Genomic DNA, 14,374 nt, shown 5'->3' on the forward strand with positions numbered 1-14,374 from the left:
GATTACGGCAGGGGTTTTTCGTACACGCGATAACGCTTGTAAATCTCGCCGCCCATGGATTCGACGATGTGGCGCATTCCGGCGTTGTTTTCCAGAATCCAGGACATCTCGATGTGCCGTGCCCCTCGGGCAAGCACCTGTTTGACCCCTGCCTCGATCACGAGGAACGCTAGGCAGGGGCCGAGCGGCGTGTCGTGGAACACGCGCCGCACGCCCATCAGCGGCGAACGGACCGTCTTCGGAAAGCGGACTTTCAGGCGCCACAGCAATTTTGCCCAGCCAAACGGCAGCAGCTTGCCGTTCAGGTCCCTGATGGCCTCGTTGAGATTGGGAACGGCCACGACGAACGCCGCCGGTTCGCCATCGACCTCGGCGATCTGGATCAATTCCGGCGCGATCATCGAGCGCAGGTTGCGGCCGAGGTCGGTGAATTCGGCATCGGTAAACGGGACGAAGCCCCAGTTTTCCGACCAGGCATCGTTGAATATGTCCCGCAGTGTGCGAAGCTCTTCATCGAAGCGGCTGAGGTCGAGTGCACGTACCCGGATGCGTTGCATCGACCTGCCGATCAGTCGCTGCATGATCTTTGGGGTAGGGAAGTCCGCGCCGACGATATAGGCCAGCAGGTCTTTGGCCTTGCCATAGCCGCACTGTTCGAGACGCGTGTGATAGTACGGCCGAGCATGTCCCATCATGAACATGGGCGGCGTGTCGAAACCTTCCACCAGCAGGCCCACTTCGTCGTTGATCGACAGGTTGAACGGCCCCCGTACGCGCGCCATCCCTTCCTCGCGCAGCCATTGCTCGGCGGTATGGAGCAGCACGGCGAAGGTTTCTTGCTGGTCTTCGGCATCGAGCATGCCGAAAAAACCGGTCGAATCCGCATGATGTTCGAGGTAGAGCGCATCGACCTGGGCGCTGATGCGTCCCACGGGGCGATTGCCGCGCCACGCGAGCCACGCCTTCCAGCGGGCATGCTCGAACCACGGATTGGTTTTCGCGGAAAGATGCTGGCGACGCTCGAGGCGCAACGGTGGTACCCATGCCGGGTCCGCCTTGAAGATGAGGTTGGGCAGGGCAATGAACTGGTCCAGATCTGCCTTGCTGACAACAGGGGCTACACGCAGTGGGGCGGATGCGCTCAAGAACGAACTCCGGTTATGGGTTGGCTCGCCTGACTGACGGAATATCCGTACTCGGCCATTAATTTTGTGACTGCGGCTGCGGCTTCTTCGAGCACTTTTGCCAGCGGCTGGGTCGTGTCGATATCGACGATCGGCGCGCCGTGGTAGCTCAGCAAAGGTGTCACGGCAATTTTCTCTTTCAGGGTTGCGCGCGAGTGATCCGGCTTGCGTGCACAGGCCGTATCGAGATCGACATTCAGACGCAGTACCAGGTCCGGCCGATAGCTCGTCATCCACGTGAATGCCGCGTGTTCGCGTCGCGCGAGCCAGCGCACGAATGGATTGCCTTTCTGCGCCGAGGGAAATTGCGGCCCATCGTAGGCGCCCGGTATCTTCAGTTGCGGGAAGCGGTCCGAGACCACGATGAGCCCCTGGCGCCGGAGGGCGAGCATGTGCCTGAAGCGCAACCAGCGCCGCAGCACGAACACGCCGATCACCAGGGCCGCCAACACATCGGGTTGCCTGGCGGCATCGATGCGGGTACGCGCTTTCTTGATCTTGCGGCGAAGCAGGCGATCGAGGCTTGCGCCCGCCACCGGAAGGCGCCCAAGCGAGCGCCCGACGTTCCCCGACTGCTTGCCCAGATGGACCATCGCCGCCGGGCCGTACAGGCTGACCCACGCTAAAACGTGCTTGCAGACAGTGGACTTTCCGGCGCCATCGCTGCCGATCACCGCAATCAACGGTGCCGCCCTGGCCGGTCGAGCTTGCATTGGAGGCCTCGTGAAAAATGTATCGTTGTTCCGTCACGCATCGTGTGGCTATGGGCCTGTTGCAAACCGACCGTTCATGCAATTCCGATGCGTTGCCAAATTTCTGATCGGGTTGTGCCAAAAGAGAAAAATAGATTTCGCTTGCAGCCATTCGCGCCTTGGATAAAGCGCATTGGCGCAGCAATGATTTTCCGGTTTGGCGTTATTTCGATCGTCGACAAATCGCGATATTGGTTTGATATGACGCGAAGTTCATTTGGATTGGGTTTGACGCAGTGAGATTTTTTTCATTGGGTAAGGTAAATAGCGCCACGATTTTCATCGGACATTAAGTCGCATATTTGTCGAGGATCAATGTTGCTGTCACGATGTTGCGGCGTGGTGTCCTATTGTCATGAACCTCAAGCACAAACACGTCGCAGCCTTCGCAGGCAGAGCCGGCGGCCCTTGATGGCCTTCGATCAAACCACACGTCCGTGGCTCACCCAGATTGCCATAAGCATACCGAGACGAAAGCCTTTTCAGGATTTCAAAATTTCCGATTGAAATGCTGCGGTGAGCTTAACCCAATAGTGTCGCTTGCCGGAATCCAAGCCTTAATTATTAAGTTTTTCGTGTGACGGAATAATGTCGCATTTTGTCGCATTGCTTTCTTGGCGTACGGAAAATGGACTATATGTGAAATCGCACAATTGTATTGTTGTTGCAATTATATGCGCGGCGCCTCTGGCATCTTAAAATCGGGCGGCCGTTTTCCGGCGGTTGTTTTTCCGCAATTGCAACGGAAAGGAGTAACTACGCTTGGTAATCAGTTCTTTTCTCTGACGGCTTGCTCGGGCAACCCCGACAACCGCGCAGGCACCGATCGAGAGCGTTTCGGTTTGCAGGATGGCGCGCAAGAAGGGGGCTGTAGTCCCGGCTATGCGGCTTTGGTCATTGGATGAAAACGGGCCGCACATAGCAAAAACCCCGCAGCGATAAGGCTTTGCGGGGTTTTTCCAAACTGCGCTGTACTACTTTATGGTGCCCAGGAGAGGACTCGAACCTCCACGATGTTGCCACCGCTAGGACCTGAACCTAGTGCGTCTACCAATTCCGCCACCTGGGCACAAGCTGCTCATGCATCAAGCAAGAACGCAATCATAGCAGGTCGCTAAATCATGTCAACAGCTTTTTGCATCGTGGCGCGTGACGGCCCGCTCATGGCCGATGCACGGCGCTTCGCGGTTATTGGTGCCGTGTCGGGTGATAGAATGACTCGCAACCTGGCGTCCGATCGTTCGAACCGGACAGGTAAGTCCACGCAACGAGAACAACCATCGACAAGCCCTTGAGCAAGTATCCGTATCCCATTCCGAGCCGTGAAGAAATCCTCGGCGTGCTGCGCACGAGCGATGCGCCGCTGGTCGCGAACGACATCGCCGAGGCGCTGTCGATCAAGCGCCAGGAGCGTGAGGGCTTCTTCAGGCGCGTTGCCGCCATGGAACGCGACGGCCAGATCCGGCTCGACAAGAGCGGCCATTACCAACTCACCCATCCGTCGAATTTCGTGGCCGGCCGCGTGCAGGGCCATCGCGATGGCTATGGCTTCCTGATTCGCGACGACGGCCAGGACGACCTGTTCCTGCCGAGCGGCGAGATGCAGAAGGTCATGCACAGCGATCGCGTGCTGGCGCGCATCGTCGGCTACGACCGCCGCGGCCGCCCGGAAGGGCACGTGGTGGAAGTCACTGATCGCGCCAACAAGCGCGTGATCGGCCGCCTGCTCAACGAGAACGGCGCGTTGATCGTCGCGCCCGAAGACAAGCGCATCGGCCACGACATTCTGATCACGCAGAACACCAAGAAGGCCAAGGTCGGCCAGGTGGTGGTGGTCGAGTTGACCGATTTCCCGAGCCGTCACTCGCAGCCGGTCGGCCGCGTGACCGAAGTGCTCGGCGATATCGACGATCCGGGCATGGAAATCGAGATCGCGGTGCGCAAATACGGCGTGCCGCACGAATTCAGCCCGGCGGCCGTGGCGGCAGCGGCTGCGCTGCCCGACAAGGTGCGTCCGATCGATCTGCGCTATCGCGTGGATCTGCGCGACGTGCCGCTCGTCACGATCGACGGCGAAGATGCGCGCGACTTCGACGATGCCGTGTACTGCGAGCCAATGAAGGTCGGCCGTGGCGACGGCTACCGCCTGATCGTCGCGATCGCCGACGTCTCGCACTACGTGAAGCCGGGCGATGCGCTCGACGTCGATGCGCTCCAGCGCAGCACGTCGGTGTACTTCCCGCGCCGCGTGATCCCGATGCTGCCCGAGAAGCTGTCGAACGGCCTGTGCTCGCTGAACCCGGCGGTCGACCGCTGCACGCTGGTGTGCGACATGGTCGTGACGTCGCGCGGCGAGGTGAAGGGCTATCAGTTCTATCCGGCCGTGATTCATTCGGCGGCGCGCCTGACCTACACCGAGGTCGCGGCCGTGCTCGGCAACACCAAGGGGCCGGAGGCGGCACGCCGCGCCGACATCCTGCCGCATCTGCAGGATCTGTACGGGGTGTTCAAGGCGCTGTTCGCGGCGCGCCAGAAGCGTGGCGCGATCGATTTCGATACCACCGAGACCTACATCGTCTGCAATGCGCAGGGCAAGATCGAGCAGATCCTGCCGCGTCAGCGCAACGATGCGCACAAGCTGATCGAGGAATGCATGCTGGCCGCCAACGTGTGCGCGGCCGATTTCATGAAGCGTCACAAGCAGCCGGGCCTGTTCCGCATTCACGCGGGCCCGACTGCCGAGAAGCTCGAGAACCTGCGTTCGTTCCTGCGTGGCATGGGCCTGACGCTCGGCGGCGGTGACACCCCTCACGCCAGCGATTACGCGGCGCTGATGGCGAAGATCCGCGAGCGGCCCGATGCGCAGATGCTGCAGCCGATGCTGTTGCGCTCGATGCAGCAGGCCGTCTACAGCCCGGACAACATCGGTCACTTCGGCCTGGCCTACGATGCCTACGCGCACTTCACGAGCCCGATCCGCCGCTATCCCGATCTGCTTACGCACCGCGCGATCTACGCGATCCTGTCGGGGCAGAAGTACACGCCGAAGGCGCCCGACGGCGTCGAGCTGAACACGGCCATCTCGCCGCGCGCCCGCGCGATGCAGAAGGACGACGATGCTATCCGCAACCGCGTGCGCACCAACACCGCGATCTGGGACGAACTCGGCCTGCACTGCTCGGCCAACGAGCGGCGCGCCGACGAAGCCTCGCGCGACGTCGAAGCCTGGCTCAAGTGCTATTTCATGCGCGACAAGCTCGGCGAGGAATACGGCGGCATGGTCAACGGCGTGACGCCGTTCGGCATCTTCGTGCAGCTCGACACGCTGTTCATCGAAGGGCTGGTGCATGTGACCGAGCTCGGCTCCGACTACTTCCAGTACGACGAGATCAAGAACGAGCTGCGCGGCGAGCGTACCGGCATTCGCTATCGCCTGTCGGATCGCGTGCGCGTGCAGGTCAGCCGCGTCGATCTCGATGCGCGCAAGATCGACTTCCGCCTGGTGCGCGACACGCCGGTGAAAACCGTGCGTGGCGCGGGTCCTGGTCCGGCCGGTGAGCGTGGCGGCGCGCGCGTGCGTGCGATGCCCGGCATCACGAGCGACGACGATGCACCGCCGCCGCCGCGCCGCCAGAAGTCGGTGGCTACCGCACCGGCACCGGCTGCGAAGGAAGCGCATGGCGCACATCCCGCCGCCAAGAAGAAGGGCGGTGCACCGGCCAAGTCGGCCGCCAAGAAGGCGCGCCCGCGCAAGAAATATTGATGCCGCGGCCGGCGTTGCAAGGCGCCGGCCCGTGCATTCGATGCATTGAAGACGCCGCGTTGTCAGGCCGCCAGGCCCGTCACGCGGCGCTTGCGTTTTACCATTCCCGCGACGCATACCATGCGCCTCGCGTTTAGATGAAGGTTGGTCCAGTCATGTCACGTTTGAAGGTTCTCTACGGTTTTCACGCCGTCACCGCGCGCCTGCGCCACGACGCGTCGACGGTTGCCGAGGTGTTGTACGACCAGACCCGGCGCGATCGCCGGATGATCGATTTTCTGGCCACCGCGAAGGAGGCCGGCGTGCGGCTGATCGCGGCCGACGAAACGCGCTTGTGGGGCCTGGCGCACACCGAGCGCCATCAGGGCGTGGTCGCGCGCGTGGAGGATCTGCCGCTCGCGCAGAATCTCGCCGAGCTGCTCGACGGCATCCAGGGCCCGGCGCTGCTGCTGGTGCTCGACGGCGTGACCGATCCGCACAATCTCGGCGCGTGCCTGCGCGTGGCCGATGCGGCCGGCGCGCATGCCATCATCGCGCCGCGCGACCGCGCGGTGGGCTTGAACGCCACGGCGGCCAAGGTCGCCAGCGGCGCGGCCGACACGGTGCCGTACATCACGGTGACGAACCTCGCGCGCGCGTTGCGCGAGCTGAAGGACGCCGGCGTGTGGGTGATCGGCACCTCCGACGACGCCACGGCCAGCCTCTACGAAACCAAGCTGGAAGGCCCGGTCGCGCTCGTGATGGGCGCCGAGGGCGAGGGCATGCGCCGGCTCACGCGCGATACCTGCGACGACGTGATGAACATTCCGATGGCCGGCAGCGTCGAGAGCCTGAACGTGTCGGTGGCGAGCGGCGTGGTGCTGTACGAAGCCGTGCGCCAGCGTCGTGTGGCGGTGGCGAAGTAAGCCGCGTGGTGGCGCGCATCGCGAATCTTTGGGCCGGGCTCGCACCATGGGTGCGGCCGGCGCGTGCGCTCGCGCTGGGTGGCATGGCCGCATTGCTGGCCGCATGCGCGTCGCCCACGCTGGTCGATCGCGGCACCTACGTGGCCGACACGAGTCATCCGGCGCAGGGCGCCGATTCGCGCGTGCGCTTCCTCGTGATGCACTACACCGAGTCGGATGACCGGCGCGCACTGTTCACGCTGACCCACAACGAGGTCAGCGCGCATTACCTTATCCCGAGCCAGCCGGCGCGCCGCAATGGCGAGCCGGTGGTGCTCCAGCTCGTACCGGAAAGCCAGCGGGCCTGGCATGCCGGTGTCAGCGACTGGCAGGGCACCACCGAGCTCAATGCCGCGTCGATCGGCATCGAGATCGTCAATGCCGGGCCGCTCGACGCGCCCACCGATCGCACCTGGCAACCGTATGCACCCGATCAGGTCGAGGCGGTCGTGAAGCTCGCGAAGGACATCGTCACGCGCTACGGCATTCCGCCGACGCGCGTGGTGGGTCACAGCGATATCGCGCCGCAGCGCAAGATCGATCCGGGGCCGGCGTTCCCGTGGCTGGCCTTGTACCGTGCCGGCATCGGCGCGTGGCCTGACGATGCGACCGTCGCCGCGGATCTGGCGGGCCGTGCGCCCGGCGATCCCGCCGATGTGCGCGGGCTGCAGTCGAAGCTGGCGCGCTATGGCTACGACGTGGCCACCGACGGCGTGCTCGACGCCCGCACGCGGCGCGTGTTCGCGGCGTTCCAGATGCATTTCCGGCCAGCCGATTATTCGGGCAATCCGGATGCGCAAACCGACGCGATCGCGCAGGCGCTGCTCGACAAGTACTTCCCCGGCGCGGCACCCTCGGCCACGCCGGTATCGCAACCCGACGCGCCCTGATTCCGGCGGCCCTGCACCCCGCCGGTGCGGCCGCCCGTCGATTGTCGCGCCGATGCCTCGCAGGCGCCCGAAAATCGCCGCCGCGTCGGGCGAGTCCGGTAGACTCGCGGGTTTCGCAATCAGCGCTTCATCCCCACCATGACTCAAGACGAACTCAAACGCCTCGTCGGCCAGGCCGCCGCCGATTACGTGCTCGCCAACGTGCCGGAAGGCTCCGTGATCGGCGTCGGCACGGGCTCTACCGCGAACTGCTTCATCGACGCGCTGGCGGCGATCAAGGGCCGTTATCGCGGTGCCGTATCCAGCTCGATCGCCACCACCCAACGGCTCGAATCGCACGGCATCCGCGTGTTCGACCTGAACGAGGTCGAAGGCCTGCAGGTGTACGTCGACGGCGCGGACGAGATCGATGCGAGCGGCGCGATGATCAAGGGCGGCGGCGGCGCGCTGACGCGCGAGAAGATCGTCGCATCGGTGTCGGGCACCTTCGTGTGCATCGCCGACGCCAGCAAGCGCGTGGCCACGCTCGGCGCGTTCCCGCTGCCGGTCGAAGTGGTGCCGATGGCGCGCACCGCCATCGGCCGCCAGCTGACGGCGCTTGGCGGCGTGCCGGTGCTGCGCGTGGCGAAGGACGGCTCGCCGTTCCTGACCGACAACGGCAACGAGATCCTCGACGTCAAGGGGCTGTCGATTGCCGATCCGCGCGGGCTCGAAGCCACCATCAACGGCTGGCCCGGCGTGGTGACGGTCGGCCTGTTCGCGCAACGCGGCGCCGACCTCTGCCTGCTGGGCGGCGCGAGCGGCGTGGAATCGATCGATTACCGCACGCATTAAATAGGGGTTTAAAACATTAAGGCCAATCGCAATTCAAAAAACCAACGAATTGCATCGGCCTTAATCATCGCAAACGTTTTGCGGTCCTGATAAATCGTCCGACGCGCTTTTCCAGGCCTGTCGGGCTTTTTTTTGAGATACGATGCGTTTAGGAAATCGTAAGAGGGATTACCCTCTCAGGTGTTTTCCAGATAGCGTTGCGACCGCGAACTCAGCAACGTATCGAACATAAGAACAATCGTTTCGCGAGTCGTTTTCAATCGAGAGAGCTGTAAAAGGGGCCAGGCCGGACTGCGGGGGCAGCACGCCAACACAGATATGTAGTAACGGGGAGGTCTCCTATGGAACAAGCAAAAGACAAAGACAGGTCGCTCGTCAGCAAGGTCATGGACGGGTTGGTGACGGGAATCGTGGAAGACAAATACGGTGGCATCCTGCCGCCGCAGGACGTGCTTTCCAAGGATTTCGACGTCAGCCGGACCGTCATGCGTGAAGCACTCTCGATGCTGCTCGCTCGCGACATGCTCGATGTCCGGCCCAAGGTCGGCACGCGGGTGCGGCCGATGCGCGACTGGCGGATGATCGACGAGGACGTCGTGAACTGGCGCTTCCGCGCCAAGCCCGATCCGCAATTCATGCGCGACGTGCTCGAATTCCGCATGCTGATCGAGCCGCGCGCGGCCGGGCAGGCGGCCGAGCGTGCGAATGGCGCCGATATCGCCGGTATTCGCGAAGCCTTCGATGTGTTCCGTTCGCTCGAACCGGGCGAGGCGGGTTACGACGAGGCGGACGAGCGGCTCCACGCGCGGATTGTCCACGCCAGCGGCAATCAATTCTTCCAGCAGATGAGCGCGATCATCAGCGGTGCGCTGCGGCTCGTGCGCGAGCAGACGGCCGGCCGCGAAGGCGCGCCCGAGCGGCTGGTCGAGCTGCATCAGCGCGTCGTCGAGGCGATCGAGCAGCGCAACGGGCGGGCCGCCGAAGCCGCCGCGCGCGAGTTGATCGATCTGACCGACGAGGCTTCGAACGCAGTGCCGATGCGCGCGACGGGCTGAGGCCATCGAGGCGCTCCCGGGGCGGGGCCTCGACGGATGACGCTGCGATGCGCTGGCGGCGGACCGTTATCATGACGGCTCCCCGCCGGTTCGTCCGGCGTTGATTTCCTGTCGAGCTCGATCCCGATGAACGTTCCTTCCTCTTCCCCGATCCGTTTCGGCATCGTCGGCGCCGGTGCGATCGCGCGCCGCTTCGCACAATCGCTGCCGCACGTCGCCGACGCTGCGCTGGCCCACGTCTGGGCGCGCCGTGCCGATGCCGCCGCCGAGTTCTGCGCGGCGCATGGCGGCACGCCGATCGACAGTTTCGAGGCGCTGTGCGCGTCGGACGTCGATGCCATCTACATCGCCACGCTCAACGACAGCCACGCGCGCTACGCCTGCGCCGCGCTCGCCGCCGGCAAGGCCGTGCTGTGCGAGAAGCCGGCCACCGTCAACGCGCGCGAGCTGGACACGGTGCTGGCCGCCGCCAAGGCGGCCGGCCGGCTGTTCATGGAGGCGATGAAGCCGCCGTTCTATCCGCTCTACCGGCGGCTGCGCGAACAGCTCGCGCAAGATCCGGTCGGCCCGATCCGGCTCGTGCGAGCCGGCGGCGCGTTCTCGACGGTGCCTGCCGATCACACCAGCTTCAGCTTCGAGACGGCCGGTGGCGCGCTGCTCGATATCGGCATCTACGAGATGTTCCTGGCGGTGGACTGGCTCGGCGCGCCGCTCGACGTGCAGACGCTCGGCCGGGTTGGCGCGACCGGCGTGGATACCTTCGCGAGCCTGAACAGCCGCCACGAGCACGGCATCGCGCAACTGTTCTGCGGGCTCGACGTGATGGGCCGCGGCGATGCCTTGCTCGGCGCCGAAGGCGGCACCGTGACGATTCACGAGAACTGGTGGAACCCGCAGAAGGCGACGATCCGCTACACCGACGGCCGCGTCGTCGAACTCGACGAGCCATTTTCGGGCGGTGGCCTCAACTACGAGACGGAACACTTCTGCGCGTTGCTGCGCGATGGGCTGACCGAAAGCCCGGTGCTCACGCATGCGCATTCGCGCGGCATGATCGCGATGACCGACGCGGCGCGCCTGGCGCTCGGCGTGCGGTTCGCGGCGGACGAGGGCTGAAAGCGCAACGGGCGCGCAAGTCGCGCGCCCGTTGCGGGATTCAGCGGCTCAAAACCGCCCCGGCAGCGCAAGCCGGCGCTCCCACCAGCGCTGCACCCATTCGAGGAGCTGGCACAGCACCCAGTAGAACGCTGCCGCGGCGAGGTAGAGCGGCAGCGGCTGATACGTCGAGGCGATGATCTCCTGCGCGCTGCGCAGCAGTTCGGTCACGGTGATGACCGACACCAGCGAGGTGTCCTTGATCAGGCTGATCAGGCTGTTCGACAGGCTCGGCACGGCGATCCGCAGCGCCTGCGGGCCGATCACGTAGCGCAGCGTCTGGCCCCACGACAGGCCGAGGCTGTACGAGGCCAGCCACTGGCCGTTCTCGATGCCGTTGATCGCGCCGCGCATGCTTTCCGACATGTAGGCGGCCACGTTGGCCGACAGCGCGATCACGCCGGCCGGCGTCGGGTCGAGCGAGATGCCGAGGCTCGGCAGGCCGTAATAGATGACGAAGATCTGCACGAGCAGCGGCGTGCCGCGCATCAGGCTCACGTAGACGCGTGCGATCGCGTTCAGCACGCGGCTGTGGGCGATGCCCATCAGAGCGAGCACGACAGCGGCGGCGAGGCCGAACACCATCGACAGGACGGCGAACTTGACGGTCAGGATCGCGCCCTGTGCAAGCACGGGCAGCGAATCGACGAGCAGGGAAGTGATCGACATGGTGTGAGGCAAATCAGGCAGGCGCGCCCGGAAACTTGACAAGGCGCCATCATAAACCGACGGAAACAAAGCGAAGGGCGGCACCGTTGCCGATGCCGCCCTTCGTCATGCCGTATTCCGACTTACTTGATCGGCTTCGACACGTCGATGCCGAACCACTTGTCCGAGATCTTCGCGAACGTGCCGTCGGCTTCGAGCTGCGTCATCGCATCGTCGATCGCCTTGGCGAACTTCGGATTGCCCTTCTTGAACGGGATGCCCGACGGTTCGGCCGAGCCGACCGTGGCGCCGGTGCGCAGCGGCAGCGGCGAAGCCTTCAGCAGGTAGGCGAGCATCAGGCGGTCGTTCAGCGCCGCGTCGAGACGGCCGGCAGCCAGGTCGCGCAGATACTCGGGCGCGCCCGGGTAGGTCTTGACGTCGATGCCCGGCACCGATTTCGCCATGTCCATGTAGTTGGTGCCGAGGCCGACGCCGAGCTTCTTGCCCTTCAGGTCGTCGAGCGACTTGAACTCGCGCGTGTCGTCCTTGCGCTGGATCAGTTGCGCGGCCGAGTACGTATAGGCCGGCGAGAAGTCGAGCGCTTCCTTGCGCTTGTCGGTGATGCCGACCTGGTTGACGATCACGTCGAACTTGCCTGCCTGCAGGCCGGCGATGATGCCGCTCCACTCGGTCGTGACGAATTCCGGCTTCAGGCCCAGCTTGGCGGCCACGGCCTTGGCGATGTCGACGTCATAGCCGACCAGCTCGCCCGACGGCGCCTTCGAGTTGAACGGAGGGAACGTGCCTTCCAGGCCGATGCGCAGCGTACCGCGCTGCTTGGCCTGGTCGAGGATGTCGGCCGCATGGGCGGAGGCGGCAACCAGCGTGGCACCGATCAGGCCGGCGCTCAGGAGCTTCTTCAGCGACACAATCTTCATTCTGTTCCCTGTATTGCCCGCAATGGGCGTTGACGATGGCGGCAATCATAGTGAAAACACAATTGCCCGCCAACTATCGTTTGTTTATTTCTATATAACCGTGCCGTGCGCTCAACCGCGTGCGATGGCCTTCACGCAATCGGCGACGAGCGGCGGGCCGCGATAGATGAAACCCGTGTAGATCTGCACCAGCGACGCGCCGGCGGCGAGTTTCGCACGCGCGTCCTCGCCCGAAAAGATGCCGCCAACCCCAATGATCGGCACCGCGCTGCCCAGTTCGGCGTGCAGCTTGCGGACGACTTCGGTGGACGTGTCGAACACCGGGCGGCCCGACAGGCCGCCGGTTTCGTCGGCGTGCGGCATGCCTTGCACGGCGGCGCGCGACAGCGTGGTGTTGGTCGCGATCACGGCTTCGATGCGGTGACGCAACAGCAACGCGGCGATTTCCTTGACCTGTTCGTCGTCGAGATCGGGCGCGATCTTCAGTGCGAGCGGCACGAGCTTGCCGTGCAGATCGGCCAGGCGCGCCTGCTTGTCCTTCAGCGCGGCGAGCAGCGCGTCGAGTTCGTCGGTGCCCTGGAGCTGGCGCAGGTTCTTGGTGTTCGGCGACGAGATGTTGATGGTGACGTAGCTGGCGAACGGGTAGACGCGCTCGAGACAGTAGAGGTAATCGTCGGCGGCGCGCTCGATCGGCGTGTCGGCGTTCTTGCCGATGTTCAGGCCCAGCACGCCGCGATAGCGCGCGGCCTGCACGTTCTTCACGAACTGATCGACGCCGTGGTTGTTGAAGCCCATCCGGTTGATCACGGCGTTCGCTTCCGGCAGGCGGAAGATGCGCGGGCGCGGGTTGCCCTGCTGCGCGCGCGGCGTGACCGTGCCCACCTCGATGAAGCCGAAGCCGAGCGCGGCCAGGCCGTCGATGCAGGCACCGTCCTTGTCCAGCCCGGCCGCCAGCCCGACCGGGTTGCGGAACGTCAGGCCCATCACGGTACGCGGCACGTCCGGCACGTTCGGCGCGAGCAGGCTCGCGAGGCCGGTGCGGCCGGCGGCGCCGAGCATGCGCAGCGTCAGGTGGTGGGCATCTTCGGCATCCATCTTGAAGAGGGACGCGCGGGCGAGCGGATAAAGGGAGCTGAACACGGCGTGAAGGGCGGGGCCGGAAATTGATAACCCGGCATTTTAACCGAACCGGCAGCCTGGCCGGTCAGGAATGCAGGGCGGTGGCAGGGCGCACCGGCAGCTTGTTCGCCGTTGCGCGCCACGGTAGCCGCGGCTTCAGCGCACGCCGCCGTGGCCGCCCGGCAGCGGTGCGCGGGCCAGCGCCGCGTCGACCGGCGGCAGATCCACGGTGGCCGGGTCGAGCGGTTTCCAGCGGCCGTCGATCAGGCCTTCGAGCGGCCGGAAGTTCGCCTTGTAGGCCATCTTCTGGCTCTCGCGAATCCAGTAGCCGAGATAGACATAGGGCAACCTCAGGCTGCGGGCCTGCTCGATCTGCCAGAGGACGTTGTAGGTGCCGTAGCTCTTGTGCGCGTCTTCGGGCTCGAAGAACGTGTAGACCGAGGAAAGGCCGTCGCCGAGGATGTCGATCATGCTGATCATGCGCAGCGTGCCGGGCTCGGGCGTGGCGTTCGGGTCGTCGGGGTTGGCCTGCGGCGCGTCGCGAAATTCGACGAGCCGGGAATTGATCCGGCTTTGCAGCAGGAATTGCTCGTATTGATCGCGGCTGTCGCGATCCATGCCGCCGCCCGCGTGGCGTGCCGACTGGTAGCGCATGTAGAGCGCATAGTGCTCCTCGTCGTAGTGCAGCGGCGAGACCGACGCCACCAGCCCGTGATGGCGGTTCCACATCTTGCGCTGGGTGCGGTTCGGCGCGAACGCGTCGACCGGCACGCGCACCGGCACGCAGGCGCGGCAGCCGTCGCAATAGGGCCGATACGTAAACACGCCCGAGCGCCGGAAGCCGGCCTTGACGAGTTCGGTATAGATGTCGGAATTGATCAGATGGCTTGGCGTCGCGACTTGCGAGCGCGCCACGCGACCATCGAGGTAACTGCATGGATACGGCGCCGTTGCATAGAACTGCAGGGCCGAAAGCGGTGAAAGCGGCAACTCGGTGGGATGAGTCATGGGCAGCTCTCGAAGCGGGAGGATCGCGTCAGCGGGCCGGGCGGAAGCCGCCGGGCCGCGTGGCACGCCGAGCCGGGCCCGAAC

Annotated in this window: 12 protein-coding genes and 1 tRNA gene; 6 read left to right on the forward strand and 7 right to left on the reverse strand. The window is 64.7% G+C overall.

Annotated elements, in window-relative coordinates; translation table 11 throughout:
• Positions 1-2: 2 nt before the first annotated feature.
• From AB4850_RS21495 to AB4850_RS21505, 3 genes are all read right to left on the reverse strand, one after another.
• Positions 3-1,145: a dATP pyrophosphohydrolase gene (locus AB4850_RS21495; protein WP_414445005.1), complete on the reverse strand. Its 1,143-nt coding sequence runs from the start codon at positions 1,143-1,145 to the stop codon at positions 3-5.
• A complete protein-coding gene (locus tag AB4850_RS21500) occupies positions 1,142-1,897 on the reverse strand; it encodes a hypothetical protein (protein ID WP_414445006.1) in 756 nt (251 codons plus the stop codon). Before AB4850_RS21500 ends, AB4850_RS21495 begins: the two co-directional genes overlap by 4 nt.
• Positions 1,898-2,918: 1,021 nt before the next feature.
• A tRNA-Leu gene (locus AB4850_RS21505) sits at positions 2,919-3,005 on the reverse strand.
• 222 nt (positions 3,006-3,227) lie between these two features.
• Between AB4850_RS21505 and rnr the strand changes: the two genes are divergently transcribed.
• From rnr to AB4850_RS21535, 6 genes are all read left to right on the forward strand, one after another.
• Positions 3,228-5,699, forward strand: a complete 2,472-nt coding sequence (rnr, locus tag AB4850_RS21510) for a ribonuclease R (protein WP_414445007.1) — start codon at positions 3,228-3,230, stop codon at positions 5,697-5,699.
• A 155-nt stretch (positions 5,700-5,854) separates the two neighbouring features.
• Entirely contained in the window at positions 5,855-6,604 is a 750-nt protein-coding gene (rlmB, locus tag AB4850_RS21515) for a 23S rRNA (guanosine(2251)-2'-O)-methyltransferase RlmB (protein ID WP_414445008.1), read from the forward strand.
• Between the two features lie 83 nt (positions 6,605-6,687).
• On the forward strand, positions 6,688-7,533 hold the full coding sequence (locus AB4850_RS21520; protein WP_414445575.1) for an N-acetylmuramoyl-L-alanine amidase: 846 nt from the start codon (positions 6,688-6,690) through the stop codon (positions 7,531-7,533).
• 138 nt (positions 7,534-7,671) lie between these two features.
• Positions 7,672-8,367, forward strand: coding sequence for a ribose-5-phosphate isomerase RpiA (gene rpiA, locus AB4850_RS21525; protein WP_414445009.1), 696 nt, complete (start codon positions 7,672-7,674; stop codon positions 8,365-8,367).
• A 341-nt stretch (positions 8,368-8,708) separates the two neighbouring features.
• Entirely contained in the window at positions 8,709-9,422 is a 714-nt protein-coding gene (locus AB4850_RS21530) for a FadR/GntR family transcriptional regulator (protein ID WP_414445010.1), read from the forward strand.
• Between the two features lie 126 nt (positions 9,423-9,548).
• The gene (locus tag AB4850_RS21535; protein WP_414445011.1) at positions 9,549-10,538 is read left to right on the forward strand and encodes a Gfo/Idh/MocA family protein; all 990 of its coding nucleotides are present in this window, start codon (positions 9,549-9,551) and stop codon (positions 10,536-10,538) included.
• Positions 10,539-10,586: 48 nt separating this feature from the next.
• Here the strand turns inward: AB4850_RS21535 and AB4850_RS21540 are convergent, their stop codons facing one another.
• The 4 genes from AB4850_RS21540 to AB4850_RS21555 all read right to left on the reverse strand — a co-directional run bounded on the left by AB4850_RS21540 (position 10,587) and on the right by AB4850_RS21555 (position 14,290).
• A complete protein-coding gene (locus tag AB4850_RS21540) occupies positions 10,587-11,246 on the reverse strand; it encodes an amino acid ABC transporter permease (protein WP_414445012.1) in 660 nt (219 codons plus the stop codon).
• 122 nt (positions 11,247-11,368) lie between these two features.
• A complete protein-coding gene (locus tag AB4850_RS21545) occupies positions 11,369-12,163 on the reverse strand; it encodes a cystine ABC transporter substrate-binding protein (protein ID WP_414445013.1) in 795 nt (264 codons plus the stop codon).
• Between the two features lie 111 nt (positions 12,164-12,274).
• Entirely contained in the window at positions 12,275-13,303 is a 1,029-nt protein-coding gene (locus tag AB4850_RS21550) for a quinone-dependent dihydroorotate dehydrogenase (RefSeq protein WP_414445014.1), read from the reverse strand.
• Positions 13,304-13,438: 135 nt separating this feature from the next.
• The gene (locus AB4850_RS21555) at positions 13,439-14,290 is read right to left on the reverse strand and encodes an arginyltransferase (RefSeq protein ID WP_414445015.1); all 852 of its coding nucleotides are present in this window, start codon (positions 14,288-14,290) and stop codon (positions 13,439-13,441) included.
• Between the last annotated feature and the right edge of the window lie 84 nt (positions 14,291-14,374).

It is taken from the genome of Burkholderia sp. 22PA0106 (assembly GCF_047497155.1).
GTDB lineage: Bacteria > Pseudomonadota > Gammaproteobacteria > Burkholderiales > Burkholderiaceae > Burkholderia.

Excerpts from the sequence above, each read along its gene's own strand:
- AB4850_RS21555 (WP_414445015.1), bottom strand. The coding sequence starts at position 14,290 with ATGACTCATCCCACCGAGTTGCCGCTTTCACCGCTTTCGGCCCTGCAG.
- AB4850_RS21500 (WP_414445006.1), bottom strand. The coding sequence starts at position 1,897 with ATGCAAGCTCGACCGGCCAGGGCGGCACCGTTGATTGCGGTGATCGGC.
- rpiA (WP_414445009.1), top strand. The coding sequence starts at position 7,672 with ATGACTCAAGACGAACTCAAACGCCTCGTCGGCCAGGCCGCCGCCGAT.
- AB4850_RS21545 (WP_414445013.1), bottom strand. The coding sequence starts at position 12,163 with ATGAAGATTGTGTCGCTGAAGAAGCTCCTGAGCGCCGGCCTGATCGGT.
- AB4850_RS21535 (WP_414445011.1), top strand. The coding sequence starts at position 9,549 with ATGAACGTTCCTTCCTCTTCCCCGATCCGTTTCGGCATCGTCGGCGCC.
- rlmB (WP_414445008.1), top strand. The coding sequence starts at position 5,855 with ATGTCACGTTTGAAGGTTCTCTACGGTTTTCACGCCGTCACCGCGCGC.
- AB4850_RS21520 (WP_414445575.1), top strand. The coding sequence starts at position 6,688 with ATGGCCGCATTGCTGGCCGCATGCGCGTCGCCCACGCTGGTCGATCGC.
- AB4850_RS21540 (WP_414445012.1), bottom strand. The coding sequence starts at position 11,246 with ATGTCGATCACTTCCCTGCTCGTCGATTCGCTGCCCGTGCTTGCACAG.
- AB4850_RS21530 (WP_414445010.1), top strand. The coding sequence starts at position 8,709 with ATGGAACAAGCAAAAGACAAAGACAGGTCGCTCGTCAGCAAGGTCATG.